This window comes from Streptomyces sp. NPDC014623 (assembly GCF_043088245.1).
Taxonomy (GTDB): domain Bacteria; phylum Actinomycetota; class Actinomycetes; order Streptomycetales; family Streptomycetaceae; genus Streptomyces.
In genome coordinates, this window is sequence record NZ_JBIBZU010000002.1 from 429,532 (window position 1) to 447,095 (window position 17,564).

The 17,564-nt window shown below is 70.7% G+C and carries 14 protein-coding genes; 1 reads left to right on the plus strand and 13 read right to left on the minus strand.

Annotated features, from left to right (window positions below; all coding sequences use genetic code 11):
- Positions 1-349: 349 nt before the first annotated feature.
- The 12 genes from mycP to ACF1FZ_RS06075 all read right to left on the minus strand — a co-directional run bounded on the left by mycP (position 350) and on the right by ACF1FZ_RS06075 (position 15,063).
- Positions 350-1,717 (minus strand): type VII secretion-associated serine protease mycosin, encoded by a 1,368-nt coding sequence (gene mycP, locus ACF1FZ_RS06020; protein WP_391772145.1) that lies wholly within the window; start codon positions 1,715-1,717, stop codon positions 350-352.
- 26 nt (positions 1,718-1,743) lie between these two features.
- On the minus strand, positions 1,744-3,198 hold the full coding sequence (locus ACF1FZ_RS06025; protein WP_391772146.1) for a translation initiation factor IF-2: 1,455 nt from the start codon (positions 3,196-3,198) through the stop codon (positions 1,744-1,746).
- A gap of 46 nt (positions 3,199-3,244) precedes the next feature.
- A complete protein-coding gene (locus ACF1FZ_RS06030; RefSeq protein WP_391772147.1) occupies positions 3,245-3,736 on the minus strand; it encodes a hypothetical protein in 492 nt (163 codons plus the stop codon).
- Between the two features lie 118 nt (positions 3,737-3,854).
- Complete coding sequence (locus tag ACF1FZ_RS06035; protein ID WP_391772148.1) at positions 3,855-6,188, minus strand: xanthine dehydrogenase family protein molybdopterin-binding subunit; 2,334 nt, start codon at positions 6,186-6,188, stop codon at positions 3,855-3,857.
- An 82-nt stretch (positions 6,189-6,270) separates the two neighbouring features.
- Positions 6,271-7,917 (minus strand): 2Fe-2S iron-sulfur cluster-binding protein, encoded by a 1,647-nt coding sequence (locus tag ACF1FZ_RS06040; protein WP_391772149.1) that lies wholly within the window; start codon positions 7,915-7,917, stop codon positions 6,271-6,273.
- A complete protein-coding gene (locus ACF1FZ_RS06045) occupies positions 7,914-8,810 on the minus strand; it encodes an FAD binding domain-containing protein (protein ID WP_391772150.1) in 897 nt (298 codons plus the stop codon). The genes ACF1FZ_RS06040 and ACF1FZ_RS06045 overlap by 4 nt, the downstream gene beginning before the upstream one ends.
- 247 nt (positions 8,811-9,057) lie before the next feature.
- Positions 9,058-10,689, minus strand: coding sequence for a beta-N-acetylhexosaminidase (locus ACF1FZ_RS06050; RefSeq protein WP_391772151.1), 1,632 nt, complete (start codon positions 10,687-10,689; stop codon positions 9,058-9,060).
- Between the two features lies 1 nt (position 10,690).
- The gene (locus tag ACF1FZ_RS06055) at positions 10,691-11,539 is read right to left on the minus strand and encodes a carbohydrate ABC transporter permease (RefSeq protein WP_391772152.1); all 849 of its coding nucleotides are present in this window, start codon (positions 11,537-11,539) and stop codon (positions 10,691-10,693) included.
- On the minus strand, positions 11,536-12,507 hold the full coding sequence (locus tag ACF1FZ_RS06060) for a carbohydrate ABC transporter permease (protein ID WP_391772153.1): 972 nt from the start codon (positions 12,505-12,507) through the stop codon (positions 11,536-11,538). The genes ACF1FZ_RS06055 and ACF1FZ_RS06060 overlap by 4 nt, the downstream gene beginning before the upstream one ends.
- Before the next feature lie 2 nt (positions 12,508-12,509).
- Positions 12,510-13,814: an extracellular solute-binding protein gene (locus ACF1FZ_RS06065; protein WP_391772154.1), complete on the minus strand. Its 1,305-nt coding sequence runs from the start codon at positions 13,812-13,814 to the stop codon at positions 12,510-12,512.
- Positions 13,815-14,094: 280 nt separating this feature from the next.
- Positions 14,095-14,394, minus strand: coding sequence for a DUF3039 domain-containing protein (locus tag ACF1FZ_RS06070; RefSeq protein ID WP_014155978.1), 300 nt, complete (start codon positions 14,392-14,394; stop codon positions 14,095-14,097).
- A 30-nt stretch (positions 14,395-14,424) separates the two neighbouring features.
- The gene (locus ACF1FZ_RS06075) at positions 14,425-15,063 is read right to left on the minus strand and encodes a YqgE/AlgH family protein (RefSeq protein ID WP_391772155.1); all 639 of its coding nucleotides are present in this window, start codon (positions 15,061-15,063) and stop codon (positions 14,425-14,427) included.
- 297 nt (positions 15,064-15,360) lie between these two features.
- On the opposite strand from ACF1FZ_RS06075, the gene murA reads away from it, so the two are divergent.
- Positions 15,361-16,701: a UDP-N-acetylglucosamine 1-carboxyvinyltransferase gene (gene murA, locus ACF1FZ_RS06080; protein ID WP_014155976.1), complete on the plus strand. Its 1,341-nt coding sequence runs from the start codon at positions 15,361-15,363 to the stop codon at positions 16,699-16,701.
- A gap of 357 nt (positions 16,702-17,058) precedes the next feature.
- On the opposite strand, the gene ACF1FZ_RS06085 is transcribed toward murA, so the two are convergent.
- Entirely contained in the window at positions 17,059-17,340 is a 282-nt protein-coding gene (locus tag ACF1FZ_RS06085; RefSeq protein ID WP_003968811.1) for an HU family DNA-binding protein, read from the minus strand.
- Positions 17,341-17,564 lie beyond the last annotated feature (224 nt).

Below are 17,564 nucleotides of genomic sequence, written 5' to 3' on the forward strand. Positions count from 1 at the left end.
CATCGCGTCGGGGTCGTCTCGTTGTGGGCACCGTAAGCAGCCACGACTCTCCGCTGCAAATCGATCACGATTAGTCATATTTGCTGGCCGTGACGGGGTGGGAGGGAGGGAAGGTTTCCCCAAAAGCCCTTACCTACCCCCCGGATGAACAACACCGCTCGAATCCCGGAGCCCGACGCCCGGCCCTCGGGGCCCGAAGCTCAAGCGTCGGCCCGCAGGCATCCCCCGACCCCCCGAACGAGTGACAGAGCCACCCACGGTACTCAAACCCCGAGTCTCGGGACCCGAGCGCCGGGGCCACCAGTCGGTTGCCGCCCTGGCGCGGGACGAGCAGGCAGCCCTTGCAGACTCAGGCAGCGGGGCCTTGGCCTGGAGGACCGCCGTACGGTGCGCCGGTCCCAGGACCACCGGGCGGGGGCCCGTACGACGGGTACGTCGGCTGCGGTTGCTGCTGGTAGCCGTGCGACGGCTGGTACGGGGGCAGCACAGCGCGGGCGGCGCTCCGGCGGCGGGAGCGGACGACCATGACGGCCGCTGCGGCACCGATGAGAACGGCCACGCCGATGCCCACTCCGGCCCAGAGGGCGGTGTTGCCGTCGTCGGCGGCCGGAGCTGCGGCAGCCGGCTTGTCACTCTCCTCGGAGCCGCCCGTGGCCTTGGACGGCTCGGCGGAGGGCGTCGGGGACTCGGCCGCGGCGAGATCCGGGAGTGGGTACTCGTCGGCGGGGCCGGGGTCACCGGGGGTTTCCAGTGCGATGCGGGGGCGAACGCCGCCGTAGCCGATGTAGTCGGTGCGCTCGTCACCACTGGTCGGACCGCCGGCCGTATTGAGGAGAACCCGCAGGACCTGGTTGTTGGTCCAGTCCGGGTGCTTGGACCAGATCAGGGCTGCGGAGGCGGAGGCGATGGCTGTGGCGTCACTGGTGCCATGCGATTTACAGAGGCCTGTCTTGCTCGGACAGGCGCGGATCATCTCCTCGCCCGGCGCGGAGAGGTCTACCTGGGGGCCGAACTGGGATTCCTCTGTTCTCTGCAGATCCTTGCCGATGGCCGCCACACCAACGGCCCCCGGAGTTGCCGCCGGATACTTGACACCGTTGGCCCTCTCCGCATCATTCCCCACTCCCGCAAAGACCAACGAGCCCTTGTCAAGCGCGTACTTGACCGAGTCCGTCAACTGCTGCGAACCCTCGCTCATAGCCAGCGAGATATTGATGACTTGGGCGCCCTTGTCGGCGGAATACCGGATGGCCGCAGGAACTGTCGTGTTGAACTGTTCGATGTCTTCCGTAAGGTTAGCGGCCTTTTCGGGGACCCTGACAGGAAGAATTTTCACACCGGGCGCCAGGCCGAACGCGCCGTCTCCACCCCGGCTGTCACCTGTCCCAGCGATCAGGGCAGCCATACCCGTGCCGTGACCGTCGTAGTCGGAGTGCTCGTCACCGGGCTCACCCGGAGCAAAATCCTTCCCGTCAAGGATTTGCCCCTGCAGATCAGAGTTTGACGTATCGACCCCTGTGTCGATCACCGCAACAGTGATGCCTTCCCCTGTGCTGCTCCGCCACATCTCCTCAGCCTTCATCGCTGTCAGATGCCACTGATGCGAACGGACCGACTCCGCCTGAGCGGTTCCTGCCGCAGCAACCACCAGAAGTGCCGCAAGTGTCGTCCATACGAGGGCCCTCTTCCGCCCCTTGTGCACACTGCTGGTAAGCATTCGCATCCTTGTCCGGGCGCTTTCCATCAGCCGATGACAGGGGGCACGACGCGTCGTCCACCCTGCTGCCACGTCTCTTCGTCTTCGATCAGGTAATCGGGGCGCTCGGCGCTTTCCTCGCGGCGGGAACCACTGGGACGAGATCCGGATGGCCCTGGGAATCCACGCCCCGCCTGTCCAGCAGCACGCCCGGCTTCGTTGCCCCGGACGAGGCCGGTGCCACCGGGCGTGAAGGGACGTGCACCTGAACGCGCCGTCTGCTGGGGCCGGCCACCGACGATCCCGGCGTTTGCACCAGCCGGAGGCCGCCCACCCGTGGTACCGCCCCGAGCGGCGCCGCCGCTCATTCCGCCCTGCCCCATGGGGGCCCGACCCTGCGTCCCCTCACCACCGACAACCGTTCCGCCAGGAAGTCCTCGTCCGGTGGGCTGGGCTGCCGGCCTGCCGCCGAAGATGCCCGCATCGCCACGAGGCATGCGGCTTGCCGAGCCCGAGCCGGGCGTGCTCTGACCAGGCAGCGACGGCGCGCGGACGCTCGGGCCTGCGTTCTTCGCGCTGCCGGAAGAGCCTGGGATCGGCCGTGAGACGCCTTCCAACGCGGGTGGCATCACAGCAAGTCCTGAAGGGAGACCCACGTCCGGTTTGCCCGTCACCGGCGGCCCTGGCAGTGACACCGAAGGTGTGGACTGCGGCAGAGTCGCTGTGCCGTTGACCTCCATGCTGACCGGGGTATCCGGGTGGAGCGGCGCACGGATCGCTGATTGGTCGGGAGCGCCCTGGCTCCCGGGCCCCGTTACCTGGGCGGACACGGAGTGCGTGGTCCCCCCGCGAATCACGCTTTCGCCTTCTACAGTTCCACTGCCGCCAACTGGTGTACCCCACGTCTCGACACCATCGACGACACCATCACGCGCCGGCACGATCGCCCCCGGCGGAGGCGGAAACGCAGGCTTCTCCAGCCCGTCCATCTGCGAGGCCGACAACGCGTACGACTGCGCCAGCTTCCGCATCTGCGCCGCCGCCTCCTGGCGGTTCGCCTCCTTGGCGGCGAGCAGCGTCTCCAGGGACTTCTTCTCGATCGCCGAGGCGTCCGGGTCGTTCCGCGCGGCCTTCGCCGCGTCCAGGTTCGCCTGTGCGCTCGCGTCGGTGCGCGGGATGGAGACCTGGGCCGAGGCGAGCGAGTCGGAGGCCTGGGCCAGCCACTTCGCCGCGCCCTCGCTGTAGGCACCAAGCCGCAGCGTCGCGTTCACCAGATCCGCGCTCCAGGTGCGGAACGCGTCCGCGCCCTCGCCCTTCCAGTCGACCATCTGCGGGCGGACCTTGAGTTCCTCCGCGATCTCGCGGATCTCCTTCGCCGCGCTCACCAGCCGGTCCGAAGCGCCCTGTATCGCCCCGCTGTTGGCCGCGTCCAACCACGCGAGCATCTCCTCGTGCGACATGCTGTCGAACGGCGTGCCCTGCCCAGCTTCCTTGTGATCCATCCCCGTACCCCCGTCTGCCCCTGTGCCGTATCAGTGATCGTCGTCTTCAGAGCCCGCTGATACCCGCGGTGTCGCCTGTGTCCGGCTCCGCCGGCTCCGCGGCGCCCGTCCGGCCCCCGCTCTGCTTAGCCGGGGCCTGTGTCGGGTCGTACGCGCCGCCGTAGTGCTCCCCCACCCCGTCGCTGATCGCGAGCATGCGGCGGCGGAGGTCGTCGTCGATGTTCTCGTAGCCGTTGTGCGACGCGAGCACCGCGATGCTCATGCCCTCGATGCAGTCCGAGAGGAGCTTGGAGAGCGACTCCAGCTCCGTGATCACCGTCTCGTACGACACGAACAGCGAAGCCGCCTCGGCCCACCGGTTGTCACCGCCGCCGAACTGCTGGCGGGAGATGGGGTCTTCGGTCAGCTTCCTGGGCCCCGCGGGGGACTCCTTCAGGTCGCGCAGAAGTTCGTCTATGCGGTTACGGAACTTCGTGAACGACGTGAGCTCCGTGGCCAGGGACGCCGCCGCGACGCCCGCCCCCAAGAACCCTGGCATCGTCGCCAGTCCCGCTCCACCCTCACTCGGCAGCACAGCACCCTCCCCCGGATACAGCCGACTACGGCTCCGGGGACCACTGTAGTCAGCACCGGTGTCACACCGTGCACCCGGACCGTCACGCCTTCGGGGTGGCCACCGCCGCCTGGGGCCGGATCGGGAGGCGGTTGACCGGCCGGCCCGTCGCGGCGCGGACCGCCGAGGCCACCGCCGCGGGGGACGTCACCACCGGGACCGCCGAGGCCGGCTTGGCGCCGAAGGGGGCCACCACGTCGCGTTCCTCGATCAGCTTGACGATGTGGATGTCCGGCGCGTCCAGGGACGTCGGGAGCGCGTATCCGGTGAGGTCCGGGTGCCGGATCAGACCACGGGCGGTGCGGAGGTTCTCCGTGAGGGCCGCACCGATGCCCTGGGTGACACCCGCCTCGATGCGGGTCGCCAGCTGGGACGGATTGAGGATCCGGCCGACGTCCTGGGCGACGGCCATCTCGACCACCCGGACCGAACCGATCTCGATGTCGACGTCGACCACCGCGCGGACCGCGCAGAAGGCCAGCCCCACGAACGCGTCACCCTGGCCGGACTCGTCCAGGGGTTCGGTGGGGTGGGGGCGGCACTGGGCCGTGGCCCAGAGTTCCTTGCCCTCCATCGCCTCCATGACCGTCGTGGACAGCACACCGTCGTACGAGGTGATCTTGCCGTCGGCGATCTGGAGGAGCTCCGTGGACATCCCGAACTTGTGGGCCAGCGGCTGGAGGAGCTGGGTGCGGACCATCTTGGCGGCTCGCTCGATCGCGCCGCCCGAGACCCAGGTGTGGCGGCCGTGCGTCGCCGGGCCCGCGGGGGGCTGGTCGGTGTCCACCGCCGCGACGTGGACCTCTTCCACGCCCAGGGTCTCCTGGACGATCTGGCGGGCGAGCGTGGTGAAGCCCTGGCCGGTCTCGACGGCCGCGCAGATGACGGTGGCGACGCCGCCGTGGACCTGGACCGTGGCCGTGGAGACCTCGTCGGCGCCCTCGGCACCGAGCATGTGGACCATGCCGAGGGCATAGCCGACGCCCCTGCGTACGGCACCCGGCTCACCGGCCCCCTCCGGCCCCCCGGGCAGGAGCCAGTCGTCCTCCGGGACGTCCTTGGGGAGAGCGGGGAGCGGGAAGTCGCGGAGCGCGCCGAGGAGTTCGGCCACCGGGGCGGGGCAGGTGACGGTCTGGCTGGTGGGGAGGATGTCGCCCGTGGAGAGGGCGTTGCGCAGGCGGAGTTCGACCGGGTCGATACCCAGCTTCGCCGCCAGCTTGTCCATCTGGCCCTCGTAGGCGGCGCAGACCTGCATCGCGCCCTCGCCGCGTACATGCCCGGAGGGCGGGTTGTTCGTACGCACCGCCCAGCCCTCGATGAAGGCGTGCGGGACGACGTACGGGCCGCAGGCGAAGGCCACGGCGGCGGCCAGGGATTCGGACGAGGAGTCGGCGTACGCCCCCGCGTCGAGGAGGATCTGGGCCTCCACCTTGACCAGCCGGCCCTCGGTGTCCGCGTGGTGGCGGTAGCGCAGCAGGGCCGGGTGGCGGTGGGCGTGTCCGAGGAAGGACTCCTCGCGGGTGGCGGCCAGCTTCACGGGGCAGCCGGTGCGCAGGGCGAGCAGGCCCAGCGGGATCTGGAAACCGGGGTCCTCCCGGTCGCCGGTCGCCCCGGGGACCCCGGTCACGACGACCTTGACCCGCTCGGGGTCCAGCCCGAAGCAGGCGGCGGCCAGATCGCGGTCGGTGTGCGGGTCGGTGGACGCCGTGTAGAGCTCCACGCCCCCGTCCGGGCGGGGTACGGCGAGTCCGGCCTCCGCACCGATCGGGGCGGGGTCCTGACGGCCGATGCGGTACAGGCCCTCGACGATGACCTCACCCACGGCGTCCGGGTCGCCGTAGCGCAGCGGGATGTGGCGGATGAGGTTGCCGTCGGGGTGCAGGGGCTCGGCGGCGAAGGCCTTCTCGGGGTCCGTGACCGGTTCGAGGACCTCGTACTCGACGGCGATCGCCGCGGCCGCCAGCCGGGCGGTGTCGGGGTGGTCCGCCGCGACGGCGGCGATCGCCTCGCCGTGGTGGCGTACGAGCTCGGAGGCGAACACCGGACGGTCGACGACACGGCGGCCGTACGAACCGTCGCCCGGAATGTCCTCGTGCGTGACGACCGCGCGCACGCCGGGCATACCGGCGGCGGCCGCCGTGTCGATCGACAGGATGCGCGCGTGCGGGTGCGGGGAACGCAGCACCGCGGCCCACAGCAGCCCCTCGGCCCACAGATCGGCCGCGTACGGGAAGGTGCCCTCGGTCTTGGCGCGGGCGTCGGCGGGCGGCAACGAGGTGCCCAGTCCGAGCGCGGGCAGCTCCTGGTCCGGGCCGGCCCCCTCAGGCGGAGAGGTCGTGCGCGTGGTGCTGGTCGCGGTGGCTGCGTCGCTGGTCACGCCGCCTCCTTGTCGTTCGCTCCGCTGCGGCGGCGGTGGGTGGTGGTGATGATGACCGGTGGTGCGGAGGACGACGCGGTGTTCACCGGACGTCTCCCTCGTGTGCCTGGGCGCTGCCCGCTCCGGGGGCGGCCTGGTGCGGAATGCGCGGTACGGCGTCGTCCGGGACGGCGGCTGCCGCCTCGGCGGTCGCTTCCCGGGCCGCGACGACTTCGCGTACGGCGTCGAGCACACCCCGGTAGCCGGAACACCTGCAGAGGTTGCCGCAGAGGGCTTGGCGGGTCTCCATCTCGCTGGGGGCGTGGTTGCCCTCCAGGAGGTCGTGGACGGTCATGGCCATCCCGGGGATGCAGAAGCCGCACTGGACGGCCCCGCACTCGGTCAGCGCCCGCTGGACGTCGGACGGTTCGCCGTCCACCGCGAGGCCCTCGACGGTGCGGACCTCGCTGCCCGCCGTCGTGGCGGCGGGAACCAGGCAGGAGGCCACGAGGCGGCCGTCGACCTGGACGTTGCAGGCACCGCACTCGCCCTGCGAGCAGCCGTCCTTGGCACCCGCGAGACCGAGGCGCTCCCGGAGCACGTACAGCAGCGACTCGCCGATCCAGGCGTCGCTGACGGGACGGTCCACACCGTTCACATGGAGGACGTACGAAGTCGAGGGGTGGTCGCTGGGGCCGCCCCCCGAAGCGGCCGAGGCCGGAGCAGCGGGCTCTTCCATGGGCACGAAACCGTGCTCGGCGCCGGGAGCGCCTTCGGGTCCCGGGGCGTCTTCGGGGCCGGGGGCGTCTTCGGGTCCCGGGGCGTGTTCCGCGTCGGTTGCGGGCGTCTCGGCTCCGGCTGCCGAGTCCTCGGGCGCCGGCGTTCCGGCTTCCGGCGTTCCGGCTTCCTGGGTCCCGGTTGCCGAGGCGTCAGCTGCCGGGATTCCGTCCGCGGGAGCCTCCGCAGGTTCCTCCGGATCGCCGACGGCCTCCACGACGGTCCCGGCGACCACCGGGGCCCCCTCCGCCTCCTCCGCGGTCTCCGGGGCCTCCGCGGGCTCCGGGAGCCCCGCAGGGGCCTCGGCAGGGGTCTCCGCAGGCAAGGCCTCGGGCCCGGCCGCCGGCTCCTGCGTCGCCCAGGGCGCGGGCGCCCCTCCCGGGAGCGTGGCCGGAGGTGTCTCCGCGTACCACCGGGACGCCGCCACCGATGCCGCGAACTCACCGGACTCCTCGGGGAGGTCACCGCTCGCCACCGGGATCGTCCACTGGCCGGTGTGCCCGGCGGGCTCAGGGGCCGGTTCGGGCCCGGACTCGGCGGGGACGGCTTCGGGGAAGTGCCACCGAGCCGTCGTGGACGACGTCTGCGTGTACTGCGACGTGTCCGGGTACGGCTGCTGGTACGGATCCTGCTGCTGGTTCGGGTCGGGCCAGTGCACCGCCTCCGGAGCGGCCTCCGCGCTCGCGGAGTGATCAGCCGCACGCTCCTGCTGGCTCTGCGTCTGCACGACCCAGCTGCCCGTGACCGCGGGGTCGAGACCGGCGGCCGGGGTCAGCGGCAGGATCATCGGCGGCACATAGCTGTGGCCGGGGGCGGCCAGCGGGTCGCCTCCGAGGTCGGCGAGGTCCTCCGGGGGCAGATGGACGAAGGCGGTCGCCTCGGCGTCGTACTCACCGCCCTGCGGGGTCGGCTGCCAGCCGGCGTACGGGTCGGGCTGCCCGTGCTGCTGCTCGGGGTTCTCTTCATTGCTCACGACAGTGCCCTCCCCAGTGCGCGTCGGGCGAGCGCGGCGACCGTGCGCCGCAGGTGCAGGACGGCGGGCGACAGCGGAGGTGCCTCTCCCCCGTCGTCCGGTGGAACCTGGTCCGGGATGCAGGCGGCCGCGACGTACTCGCCGAAGGCGGCCAGCGCGTCGGGGGCCAGGCCGCGTTCGCCGTCCCAGTCGATCAGGGAGGCGATCCAGCGTTCCGCCTCCAGGGGCCGCAGGGGCATCGGGGCGATCGCGCCGACCGCGCAGCGCACTCCGCGCCGCGCCGGGTCCAGGACGATCGCCACGGAGGCGGTGGCGCGGCCGGGACCCGTGCGGCCGGTCGCCTTGAGGAAGACCTGGGGGGCGTGCAGCAGCGGTACCCGCACGAAGCCGATCAGCTCGGCGGGCTCGAGCATTTCGCGGCCCGCCAGCAGGTGCGAGACGGGGATCTCCCGGCGGGAGCCCCCGGCGCCCGCGATGACCAGATCGGCCTCCAGGGCGGCCAGGACCGGCAGGGCGTCGCCGGTCGGGGCCGCGGTGGCGATGTTGCCGCCGAGCGTCCCCGCGTTACGGATCTGGGGCGGGCCCGCGGCGCGGGCGGAAGCGGCCAGCGCGGGGATGAGGGCGGCGAAGTCGGGCCGCCCCATGCGCGCGTGCGTGAGACCGGCTCCCAGCAGGGCGTGGCCGTCCTGGTAGTGCCAGCCGCGCAGCTCGCTGATCCGGCTGAGGCCGACCAGTCCCGCGGGCCGCAGCAGGCCCTTGTTGACGGCCGACATGAGGTCCGTGCCCCCCGCCACCGGAACGGCGGCGGGCATGGCGCCGAGAGCCGCCACGGCCTCGTCGAGCGAGGCCGGCAGCGTCACCGACTGCATCGCCTGCGGTGCGTGCGTGGTCAACCCAGCTGCCCCTTCCCGGTGTCCCGGCAGTCCCGCCTGTCCGCCGTACGGTACGTGCTCACGGCCGGGACGTGGCAACTCTGGCACATCTTCCGGACTGTCCGACGCGAGGGTCCACGAAGGGTGTTTCCGTACCCGGCCAGGGGAAATGCCGCCTTTGGGAGACCTCATGCCCAGCGCACGAATTGCCGGTCTTCCATGGTTTCGTACGTTTCATTCGGCTTGCCTGGCCGGTGAGGAGCGGCGGTCACACGGCCGGGGGCGGTCCCTCGATCGGGCGACCCAGGACGCCGGGCCGGCATTGCCACGGCAGTGGTCCCGTGGGCGGCCGGTAGGCGACACCCAGGGCGTCGAGCCTGGCGTAGTGGGTGTCCATCCTGCGTTCGAAATCGGCGAAGTCCCGTTCCCCGGAGGCCGGGAGCCGGGACCAGGCGACCTCGGCGAAGGCGGCGAGTCTCGGGAAGACCTGGTAGTCGACGCGGTCCCGGTCCTGCATGACCTCGGTCCAGACGTTGGCCTGGGTGCCCATGATGTGTCCGGTCGCCTCCTCGGAGAGGCCCGGGGGCACGGGTTCGAAGCGGTAGACGTCCTCCAGGGTGCGGACGAACCCGATGGGCATCGGTTCGTCGGGGCCGCCGTCCTGGCGGTGGTCCAGGTAGACCTGTTGTTCGGGGCACATCACGACGTCGTGCCCGGCCTCGGCCGCGGCGATCCCGCCCGTGTAACCCCGCCACGACGACACGGCGGCACCTTCGGCGAGGCCCCCCTCCAGGATCTCGTCCCAGCCGATGAGGCGGCGGCCCCGGTCGGAGAGCCAGCGGTCGAAATGGCGGATGAACCAGGACTGGAGTCCGTCCTCGTCCGTCAGCCCGAGGGCGGCGATCCGGTCCTGAGCCGCCGGGGACCGCTCCCACTGGTCCTTGGGGCATTCGTCGCCGCCGATGTGGATGAAGGGCGACGTGTCGGCGGGGAACAGGTCGAGCAGTTCCTCGAAGACCCCTTCGAAGAAGCGCAGGGTGTTGTCAGTGGGGGCGAGTACGTTCGGATTGACTCCCCAGGTGTCCCACACGGAAAGCGCGGAGGTGTCGATGACATCGGTGTTGCCCAGTTCCGGATATGCGCTGATGGCTGCCTGCGAGTGGCCCGGGACGTCGATCTCGGGAACGACGCGGATATGCCGCTCGGCCGCGTACGCGACGATTTCGCGGATGTCGTCCTGTGTGTAGAAGCCGCCGTGCGGTGTCTCGTCCCACAGTTCCGAGGCCCGGTGGCCGTATTTGGTGCGCGCGCGCCAGGCGCCGGTCTCCGTGAGGCGGGGGTGGCGCTTGATCTCGACGCGCCAGCCCTGATCGTCGGTGAGGTGGAAGTGGAAGACGTTCAGTTTGTGGGCGGCCAGCAGGTCGAGCATGCGCAGCACGCCGTCCTTGGGCATGAAGTGCCGTGCCACGTCGAGCATCAGGCCGCGCCAGCCGAAACGCGGGCCGTCCTCGATCTCCGTCAGGGGGACGCGCCTTTCGGCGCCGGGGCTCACCGGCGCCCGGCGGAACGCCTCGGGGCCGAGGAGTTGACGGAGGGTCTGCGCCCCCCAGAAGACCCCGGCGGCGCTGCCCCCGGTGATGCGTACGCCCCGCACGGCCTTCACGTCCAGCCGGTAGCCCTCGGGCTCCAGCGAAGGATCGACGCGCAGTTCGACGGTGTTGTCGCCGCCCGCGGCCCCCGGGGCCAGCGGCAGTCCGAAGGCTGCCCCGAGAGTGGTGCGCAGCCAGCGTTCCGTCCTCCCGGTTCCGGGCTCCGCCACGAGGGTGGTGGCCCCGTCGAGGAGGAATCCGCCGCGGCCGTCACCACCGGTGCGTACCGGCACCGGAATCAGGTTGTCCATGTCAGTCCTTCACCGCTCCGCCGAGTCCGGAGACCAGACGGCGCTGTACGAGGACGAAGAAGACCAGCACGGGAATGGTCATCACCGTCGAGGCCGCCATGATCCCTCCCCAGTCGTTCTCGTCGGGTTTGAAGAAGACCAGCAGCGCCATGGGGAGCGTCGACTGGGAGGTGTCGCTGATGATGAACGATTTCGCGAACAGGAAGTCGTTCCAGGTCGAGATGAAGGAGAAGACGCTGGTCGCCACGAGGCCGGGAAAGACGAGCGGGAAGAGGATCTGCCACAGGAAGCGGGTGCGGCTCGCCCCGTCGATGTAGGCGGCCTCCTCCAGGGCCTCCGGGACCGCCTTGACGAAGCCGCGCAGCATCCAGATCGCGAACGGCAGCGAGAAGGCCAGGTGCGGCAGGATCAGTGAACCCAGCGTGTTCAGCTGGCCGAAGTCCCGCATCAGGAAGAACAGCGGGATGGTCAGTGCCTCGACCGGCACCATCTGCGCCACGAGGAACATGATGAGCAGGGTCGTGCGGAACTTGAAGCGGAACCTCGTCACGGCCGTCGCGGCGAGGAAGGCGATCAGTGCCGAAGCGATGACGACCGTCCCGGCGACGATCAGGCTGTTGAGGAAGTAACGGCCGAATTCCTGCTGTTCGAAGACCCGGCGGAACGAGTCGAGGGACGGGGCCAGGGTCCAGGGGCGGGCCTCGGTGGACTGGACCTCACCCGCGGGCTTGAAGGCGGAGAGCACCATCCAGTACAGCGGGAAGGCGACCGCGGCGGCGATCACGAGGGCCGCCGCCTCCGCCGCCAGCCTTCCGGGCCGGCGGACGCGCAGAAGCGCACGTGTGCTCACAGTTCCTCCCCCTGGCGCCGCACCAGGCGCAGATAGACCAGCGTCACGGCCAGCAGGATCACCAGCATCACGACGCCGATCGCCGATCCGAGGCTGTACTGCGAGGACGCGAACGCCTTCTGGTACGCGTACACGTTGAGCACCAGGTTCTGGCCGGCGATGCCGCCGCCGTTGGTCATGACGTAGATCTGGGTGAAGACCTTGAAGTCCCAGATGACGGACTGGATGGTGACGACGATCAGGATCGGCCGCAGCATCGGTGCCATGACCGACCGCCAGATCCGCCACTGCGAGGCGCCGTCCAGCGAGGCCGCTTCCAGCACTTCCTCCGGGATGGCGCGGATGCCCGCGTACACGGTCACCATCACGAACGGGAACGAGCACCAGAGCACTTCGAGGAGCACCAGGGCGAAGGCGCTGTAGCGGCCGTAGGTCCAGGAGAAGTCGCCGAGTCCCAGCACCTTGTTGACCGGGCCGAAGTCCGGGTCGAAGAGGAAGACCCACACGGTCGAACCTGTGATCGCCGGTGTGGCCCAGGCTCCCAGCGCGGCCATCATGAGTGCGAGCCGGGGCAGGGCGCGGATCCGGGTCAGCAGGACGGCCAGGGCGCAGCCGGTGAACAGGGTGGCCAGCACGCAGGCCGCGGCGAAGAGGACGGTCGCGAGGAGCACCTGCCAGAACTGGCTGTCGCCGAAGAGCGTGGCGTAGTTGCCGAAGCCCTGGAAGGTGGTCGGTTCGCCGCCGCTGACCTGGGCCTGGGTGTACTCCAGGAAGGAGATCAGGCCCAGCTGGTAGATCGGGTAGACGAGGAGGCCACCGAGCAGGACGAGGGCGGGCAGCAGGTAGAGCCACGGCGTCCAGCCGGAGCGCCGCGCGGGTGATGCCGGGCGGCGCCGGGGCGTACGGGCGGGCGCCCCGCTCGCGCCGGACGCGGCGGGGGCCTTGCGCAGTGTGGTGTCCGCGGTCATCGTCAGCCCGCTTCGGCGAACGCCGCGTCCATCTTCTTCGCCGCGTCGTCCGAGGCGGCGGCCACGTCCTTACGGCCGCTGACGATCTCCTGGAACATGGTCGGCAGGACCAGCGAGGCGTCGATCTGCCCCCAGGCCGGGGAGGCCGGGACGAATTTCGCGCCCGCGTCGAGCGTGTCGACGAAGGGGCCGACGAAGGGCTCCTTCTTCGCGGCGGTCTCCAGCACGTCCGTGTACGTCGGCAGGAAGCCCATGGCATCGAACATCTTCGCCTGGGTCTTCTTGCCGGTCAGCGATTTCATCAGGTCGACCGCGAGGGTGCGGTGCGACGTGCTCTTGAGTACGCCGATGTTGTTGCCGCCGGCGAACGCGGGGGCGATCGAGCCCTTCTGCACACCCGGCAGCGGCACGACGGCGTACTTGCCCTTCACGGCGCCCGCCTCGACCGCCGCGTGGCTGAAGTCGCCGCCGATCGCCATGGCCGCCTTGCCGGACGCGAAGGCGGTGACGGTCGCGTTGCCGCCCATGGCCGCGCACTTGGCCGCCGGGCAGTTGTCGTCGCCGAAGAGCGAGGTGTAGGCCTCGATGCCCTTGCGTGCCTTCTCGCTGTTGATCGCCGACTCGTAGGTCACGCCGGTCTCGTCGGCCAGTTCACCGCCGTGCGCCCAGATGAAGGGCATCGCACCGTAGGTGTACGCGCCGCCGACCGCGAGTCCGTACAGGTCCGGCTTCTCCTGGTGGATCTTCTTCGCGGTGGAGACCAGCTCGTCCTGGGACTTCGGGGGCTCGATGCCGAGCTCCTCGAAGACGTCGGTGCGGTAGTAGAGCGCCCGTACGCCGACGAAGAGCGGCGCCCCGTAGACCTGGCCGCCCACCGTCACGGACTGCTTGGCGGTGGGGTCGGTGTCCTTGGCCTCGTCCCAGGCGGCGAACTCCTTGCTGACATCGGCCAGTCCGCCGTCCTTGACGTATCCGGCGGTGTCGGTGTTGCCGTACTCGATGAGGTCGGGGGCGCTCTCCGGGTCGTTGAACGCGGCCTTGATGCGCTGGGCCCGGGTGTCGACGGGTATGTACTCGACCTCGACCTCGGCCCCCTCGTGGGACTTCTCGAAGTCGGCGACAGCGGCGTCGACGACCTTCTCCTTGGGCTTGTTGCCGACCTCCTGGAAGAGCCAGACGCGGAGCGTCCCGGTCTTCTCGTCCCCCTCGGAGCTGGTGCCGGACGTCTGCGGCGCACAGGCGGTGGCGGTGAGGCCCGCCAGCACAAGTGCCGCGGCCGGAGCGGCGATTCGAGCAGAAAGCTTCATCCGGGACCCCTACCGGTCAATCGTTGCATTCCATGCAACGCGTGTTTCGTTCTGCACAACTTGCAGGAGACTAAGGGCGCCCCCGCACGCCGACAAGTGGTCTCAACCACTCTGTGACCACGCGGTGCAGCCCGTGCAACGCCGCACCCCGGGGCCGCCGGGCCACGGAGGGCACCCGGGCATACGAACGGCCCCCGGGGCGCGCGGTGCGCATCCCGGGGGCCGGGGTCGGAATCCGGAAAAGAGATGAAGGGATAAAAGGGGTAAGAGGCCGGGTGGGCTACTTCTTGCCGCTGTCCTTGCCGCCCTTGCCCTTGTCCTTGTCGCCGCCTGCGCCCATGGACTCGTAGATCTCCTTGCACATGGGGCAGACCGGGTACTTCTTGGGGTCACGCCCCGGGACCCAGACCTTCCCGCACAGCGCCACCACGGGAGTGCCCTCCAGGGCGCTCGCCATGATCTTGTCCTTCTGGACGTAATGGGCGTAGCGCTCGTGGTCACCGTCGCCGTTCGACACCTGCGGTGTCGGCTCCACGAGGGTCCCCGTACCTGCCCCGCGCTCGGGCTCAAGAGTGCTCATAACTGCCAAGCGTACTGAAAGTCCCGCGCATCAGTTCAGCGAAGGGTCGTCCGGATACGTCGCGATCATCGCCAGTTCGCTGCGCTGCCGCCGCAGAACCGCCCGCCAGAGGTTCTCCGGCCGCGGCGACGAGACGTCGCCGGGCTCCGACTCGACCACGTACCAGGCGCCGTCCGCCAGCTCCGTCTCCAGCTGGCCGGGGCCCCAGCCCGCGTACCCGGCGAAGATCCGCAGCGAGCCGAGCTCCGCCGCCAGCAGCTCCGGCGGAGCGTCCAGGTCCACCAGGCAGATCGCCCCGTGCACCCGGCGCCAGCCGACGGGCTCCCCCCTGCCCGGGCGGGGCCGGGAGCCCGGGGGAGGTCCTCCCCCGTCCGCGCGGGGCCGGGGATCCGCAGAGGGCCCCTCGTCCCCGGGGATCACCGCCACGCCCAGCGCGGAGTCGAGCGAGACCGGACCTCCCTGGAAGACCACGTCCGGCTCTCCGGCCAGGCCGGCCCAGGGCGCCAGGACGTCCCCGACGCCGACCGGGGTCGGGCGGTTCAGGACCACGCCCAGCGAGCCCTCCTCGTCGTGGTCGAGGAGCAGCACCACCGCGCGGTCGAAATTCGGATCCGCCAGGGCGGGTGCGGCCACGAGCAGCCGTCCTGTGAGCGAGGACACCTCCGTCATGGCACAGATGATCCCGCATCTCCGCCCTCCGCGGGGGCCGGGCCGCCCACCCGGCCCCGCCCGGCGCCCGGCCGCAGCTCAGGGCACACGGACGCCGCACAGACCCCGGGGAAGCGCACCGCCGCGGGACGGCCGGACGGGCCGTACGGGCGGTGACCCTCCGCAAGGCCGGGGAAACAGAGCGTGTTGTGGCGGATTCATGACGTTCGTATACCCCCCGTCGCCTTACGGAAGGGGGGCCGGAGCCCATTACCCTTTTGATGGCCCCCTGCCCGACCACTCCGGAACGCGAGATACATGACCGGCACAGACGATGTCCTGCTTGTCCACGGCGGCACCCCGCTGGAGGGCGAGATCCGCGTCCGAGGCGCCAAGAACCTGGTGCCGAAGGCAATGGTCGCCGCGCTGCTCGGCAGCGGGCCCAGCCGGCTCCGCAACGTGCCCGACATCCGCGACGTGCGGGTGGTCCGGGGGCTGCTGCAGCTGCACGGCGTGACCGTCCGCCCGGGCGACGAGCCGGGTGAACTCATCCTCGACCCGTCCCACGTCGAGAGCGCGAACGTCGCCGACATCGACGCCCACGCGGGCTCGTCGCGCATCCCGATCCTCTTCTGCGGTCCGCTGCTGCACCGCCTGGGCCACGCCTTCATCCCGGGCCTCGGCGGCTGCGACATCGGCGGCCGGCCGATCGACTTCCACTTCGAGGTGCTCCGTCAGTTCGGCGCGACCATCGAGAAGCGGGCGGACGGCCAGTACCTGGAGGCCCCGCAGCGGCTGCGGGGCACGAAGATCCGGCTGCCGTACCCGTCGGTGGGCTCCACCGAGCAGGTGCTGCTGACCGCCGTACTCGCCGAGGGCGTCACCGAACTGTCCAACGCGGCCGTCGAACCGGAGATCGAGGACCTCATCTGCGTACTGCAGAAGATGGGCGCGATCATCTCCATGGACACCGACCGGACCATCCGGATCACGGGTGTCGACAGGCTCGACGGCTACACCCACCGGGCGATCCCGGACCGCCTCGAGGCCGCCTCCTGGGCGTCCGCGGCGCTGGCGACCGAGGGCAACATCTACGTGCGCGGTGCCCAGCAGCGCTCGATGATGACCTTCCTCAACACCTTCCGCCGCGTCGGAGGTGCCTTCGAGATCGACGACGAGGGCATCCGCTTCTGGCACCCGGGCGGCGCGCTGAACGCCATCGCCCTGGAGACGGACGTGCACCCCGGCTTCCAGACCGACTGGCAGCAGCCGCTCGTGGTGGCCCTGACGCAGGCCGCCGGGCTGTCGATCGTCCACGAGACGGTCTACGAGTCCCGGCTCGGCTTCACCTCGGCGCTCAATCAGATGGGTGCGCACATCCAGCTCTACCGCGAGTGCCTCGGGGGCTCGGACTGCCGGTTCGGGCAGCGGAACTTCCTGCACTCCGCGGTCGTGTCCGGTCCCACGAAGCTCCAGGGCGCGGATCTGGTCATCCCCGACCTGCGCGGCGGGTTCTCGTACCTGATCGCCGCCCTGGCGGCCCAGGGGACGTCCCGGGTGCACGGCATCGACCTGATCAACCGCGGTTACGAGAACTTCATGGACAAGCTGGAGAAGCTCGGCGCGAAGGTCGAACTCCCGGGCGGCTCACTCGTCTGACGCCCCGCCCGACGCGCTCCGGCGCACGCACAGTGCTGCCGCACACAGCATTGCGCGCCCACGCACCACGGCCCGCCGCCCCGGTCCCCGCACGAGGGACCGGGGCGGCGGGCTTTTCCGGCCACCCGCCGACCGGAACGGCGCCACGCCCTTCCCTCATCCGTGCAGACGCCACAGAACGCCCGTACAGGGCCGAACGGACCCGGTGGCCCTCCCCGGGCCCGCAGGGGGCCCCGGGGCGCCGCAGTCCGCCTCACAGCGTCCGCACGGGTGATGTGCGCGTCCGGAGACCTCCGGACAGCAGGAAGGGCGGCCGTCCCGGTGGGGACGGCCGCCCTTCCTCATGCCTCTGAGGCCTTACTTGCCCTTGGCGGCTTCCTTGAGCTTGGAGCCCGCGGAGACCTTCACGCTGTAGCCGGCGGGGATGTTGATCGGGTCGCCGGTCTGCGGGTTGCGCGCGGTGCGAGCGGCACGGTGGGTGCGCTCGAAGGTCAGGAAGCCGGGGATGGTGACCTTCTCGTCGCCCTTGGCGACGATCTCGCCGACGGTCTCGGCGAGCGCGGCCAGAACGGCGTCGGCGTCCTTGCGGGTCACCTCGGCACGGTCGGCCAGGGCGGCCACCAGCTCACTGCGGTTCATGTTTGTACTCCCGTGTTCTTCTTGCCTGTGAGGCGTGAGATCGAAGCCGATGCTGCCAGGGCCCTCTGACAGTCCCCGGACCCGGGTCTGCTGTCAGACCCTCGCGCCCGAATACGCATCCTGCCCCCACCTGCGGCGCTAACGCCAATCCGGAACCCCTCGACGTCACACGAAAAGCACCACCGCGTGCCCGTGATGACGTTCCGTCGACTTGTCGGAGCGGT

Coding starts and splice junctions, on each gene's coding strand:
- mycP (WP_391772145.1), bottom strand. CDS start 1,717: ATGCTTACCAGCAGTGTGCACAAGGGGCGGAAGAGGGCCCTCGTATGG.
- ACF1FZ_RS06025 (WP_391772146.1), bottom strand. CDS start 3,198: ATGGATCACAAGGAAGCTGGGCAGGGCACGCCGTTCGACAGCATGTCG.
- ACF1FZ_RS06030 (WP_391772147.1), bottom strand. CDS start 3,736: ATGCCAGGGTTCTTGGGGGCGGGCGTCGCGGCGGCGTCCCTGGCCACG.
- ACF1FZ_RS06050 (WP_391772151.1), bottom strand. CDS start 10,689: ATGGACAACCTGATTCCGGTGCCGGTACGCACCGGTGGTGACGGCCGC.
- ACF1FZ_RS06060 (WP_391772153.1), bottom strand. CDS start 12,507: ATGACCGCGGACACCACACTGCGCAAGGCCCCCGCCGCGTCCGGCGCG.
- ACF1FZ_RS06065 (WP_391772154.1), bottom strand. CDS start 13,814: ATGAAGCTTTCTGCTCGAATCGCCGCTCCGGCCGCGGCACTTGTGCTG.
- ACF1FZ_RS06070 (WP_014155978.1), bottom strand. CDS start 14,394: ATGAGCACTCTTGAGCCCGAGCGCGGGGCAGGTACGGGGACCCTCGTG.
- ACF1FZ_RS06075 (WP_391772155.1), bottom strand. CDS start 15,063: ATGACGGAGGTGTCCTCGCTCACAGGACGGCTGCTCGTGGCCGCACCC.
- murA (WP_014155976.1), top strand. CDS start 15,361: ATGACCGGCACAGACGATGTCCTGCTTGTCCACGGCGGCACCCCGCTG.
- ACF1FZ_RS06085 (WP_003968811.1), bottom strand. CDS start 17,340: ATGAACCGCAGTGAGCTGGTGGCCGCCCTGGCCGACCGTGCCGAGGTG.